3 protein-coding genes and 1 pseudogene are annotated in these 2,416 nt (G+C 73.9%); 2 read left to right on the forward strand and 2 right to left on the reverse strand.

Going from position 1 to position 2,416, the window contains the following annotated elements; genetic code table 11:
* A partial coding sequence (locus tag ABZ641_RS33230) for a hypothetical protein (protein WP_359987924.1) occupies positions 1 to 749 on the forward strand: 749 nt, incomplete at its 5' end.
* 27 nt (positions 750 to 776) lie between these two features.
* Here ABZ641_RS33230 and ABZ641_RS33235 read toward each other — a convergent pair.
* Both ABZ641_RS33235 and ABZ641_RS33240 read right to left on the reverse strand, forming a co-directional pair.
* The gene (locus tag ABZ641_RS33235; RefSeq protein WP_344621727.1) at positions 777 to 1,781 is read right to left on the reverse strand and encodes an aldo/keto reductase family protein; all 1,005 of its coding nucleotides are present in this window, start codon (positions 1,779 to 1,781) and stop codon (positions 777 to 779) included.
* A gap of 34 nt (positions 1,782 to 1,815) precedes the next feature.
* Positions 1,816 to 2,187 carry a helix-turn-helix domain-containing protein gene (locus ABZ641_RS33240; RefSeq protein WP_344621726.1) on the reverse strand — a complete coding sequence of 124 codons (372 nt, stop codon included), beginning with the start codon at positions 2,185 to 2,187 and terminating at the stop codon, positions 1,816 to 1,818.
* A gap of 106 nt (positions 2,188 to 2,293) precedes the next feature.
* Between ABZ641_RS33240 and ABZ641_RS33245 the strand changes: the two are divergent.
* Positions 2,294 to 2,416, forward strand: a pseudogene (locus ABZ641_RS33245) (DoxX family protein); the annotation flags it as partial.

Consider the following 2,416-nt stretch of genomic DNA (forward strand, 5'->3'; position numbering starts at 1 on the left):
TGGCGCTGGCCGTGCTGGCGGCGGCCGGAGCGGTCGTGGCGGTGACGCTCCGGCCGGGCGGTCTGCTGGCGGGCGCCGGTCCGGCCCCCGAGGTCCCGGTGATCACCAAGGCGCAGGACACCGCGCTGCCGGGCGGCGGGACCACCACGGGCAGCGCATGCGGCTCGAAGGGCTTCCACCACTACGCCGTGCCGCCGCGGTCCGACCCGGCCGCGGGCACGGGCACGGCGGACGAGCGGCCGGGTCCGCAGCTCGTCCTCACCTCCTACGGCTTCGAGCGGCTGGGGAGCGGCGACCCCGGGCACTTCACCGTCGGCCTGGCGTTCGCGCAGGTCGGCGGGCGGACCGGCGGGCAGGGGTCGGCGCGCCCGCTGCCGGGGTCGGGTCCGTTGACCGCCGCGGTCGAGATCGAGGGCCCGGACGGCCTGGTGGGCGGTGCCTACGGCCTGCCGCTCACGGACGGGGAGGCCGCGCCGCAGGACGCCGGGGCGCAGGCGGTGGACCTCCGCTCCGGCGGCGACGCGGATTTGGTGCTGCCGCTCGCGGTGCTCTGCCCCGGCGTCGACGCCCTTGCGGTCTCCCGCGGGCTCGCCCCGCCGGTGGACGGGTCGAACACGATCACCGGCCAGCCGCGGTACACGCTGACGGTCTCGGTCTCGGACCCGGCGGTCGGCGATGCGCGGCGCGCCGCGGGCTCGCCCGTCCGCGGGGACGTGCTGAGCGCCACCAACCGCGTGCCGCTCCGGTAGATCCGGTGGCGCGGGGAGCCCCGGTGGCTACGGGCGTTCCTTGGGGGCGTTCTGGGCCGTCCGGGCCGGGTCGGTCTCGGCGACCGGGGCGAGGATGTCGTCCATCGCCTTGAGCAGGTCGGCGTCCAGCCGGACGCCGGCCGCCCCGGCGTTCTCGACGACCTGCTCGGGTCGGGAGGCACCGATGATCGCGGCGGAGACGTTCGGGTTCTGCAGCACCCAGGCCACGGCCAGCCCGGCCATGCTCAGGCCGGCCTGCTCGGCCAGCGGGCGGAGCAGTTGGACGCGTTCGAGGACGTCGGCGCGCATCCACCGGGCGACGTACTCGGCGCCGCCCTTCTCGTCGGTGGCCCGGGAGCCGGCCGGCGGGGCGGCGCCGGGCAGGTACTTGCCGGTGAGCACGCCCTGGGCGATCGGGGACCAGACGACCTGGCCGATGCCGAGTTCCTCGCAGGTGGGGACGACCTCGGCCTCGATGACCCGCCAGAGCGCGCTGTACTGCGGCTGGCTGGAGACGAACGGCACCCGCAGTTCGCGGGCGAGGGCGTGGCCGGCGCGGATCTGGTCGGCCGTCCACTCGGAGACGCCGATGTAGAGGGCCTTGCCGGCACGGACGACGTCGGCGAAGGCCTCCATGGTCTCCTCGAGCGGGGTCGAGGGGTCGTAGCGGTGCGCCTGGTAGACGTCGACGTAGTCGGTCTGCAGGCGGCGCAGCGAGCCGTCGATGGCCTCCATGACGTGTTTGCGGCCGAGGCCGCGGTCGTTGCGGCCGGGGCCGGTGGGCCAGAACAGCTTGGTGAGGATCTCCAGCCCTTCGCGGCGTTCGCCCTTCAGCACCCGGCCGAGCACCGCTTCGGCGCGGGTGGCGGCGTAGACGTCGGCGGTGTCGAAGGTGGTGATGCCGGTGTCGAGGGCGGCGCGGATGCAGGCCGCGGCGGTGTCCTCCTCGACCTGGGAGCCGTGGGTGAGCCAGTTGCCGTAGGCGATCTCGCTGATGACCAGGCCGCTGCGGCCCAGGTGACGGAACTCCATGCCGGTGGTCCTCTCCGAACGGGTGTCCGTCCGATCATCCCCCGTCGTAGGCGGCCCTGCTGGCCTGAATCCGGGCGTTGTGCTCGACGGCCCAGCCGGCGAGCGCCAGTGCGGGCGGGATGAGGCTCCGGCCCAGGTCGGTGAGCGCGTACTCGACGCGCGGCGGGACCTCGGCGTGGGCGGTGCGCGAGACGAGGCCGTCGCGTTGGAGGTTGCGCAGGGTGAGGGTGAGCATCCGCTGCGAGATGCCGGGGATGTGCCGGTGCAGTTCGCCGAAGCGCAGCCGGCCCTCGTCGAGGGTGGCGACGACGAGCAGCGTCCACTTGTCGCAGATCCGGTCGAGGACGGCGCGGACGGTGCTGCCGCCGTCGCCGCGGATCATGCAGGTGTGTTCGTACTGCGTCATGGCTGCTCCCCGTGTCTCACGCACATCCGTGTGCCTTTTGTAGGCCCTCCGGCCGTGACCCATGATGGGCGCCTCACCGCAGGTCACTGCTCCCAGGGGGCTTCTCATGCATGTCGCGTACTGGTTCGTCGCTGCGCTCCTCGCGCTGTTCTACCTCTACTCGGGCGGCAAGAAGGTGCTGCAGGACCGGGAGGTGCTGCGCCCGATGATGGGCTGGGTGGACGCCGTG

The sequence above is a fragment of the Kitasatospora sp. NPDC007106 genome, assembly GCF_040634455.1.
In the GTDB taxonomy this organism is placed as follows: Bacteria; Actinomycetota; Actinomycetes; order Streptomycetales; family Streptomycetaceae; genus Kitasatospora; species Kitasatospora arboriphila.

What these genes read in the sequence shown, in the direction of transcription:
- ABZ641_RS33240 (WP_344621726.1), bottom strand. Translation starts at nt 2,187, where the DNA reads ATGACGCAGTACGAACACACCTGCATGATCCGCGGCGACGGCGGCAGC.
- ABZ641_RS33235 (WP_344621727.1), bottom strand. Translation starts at nt 1,781, where the DNA reads ATGGAGTTCCGTCACCTGGGCCGCAGCGGCCTGGTCATCAGCGAGATC.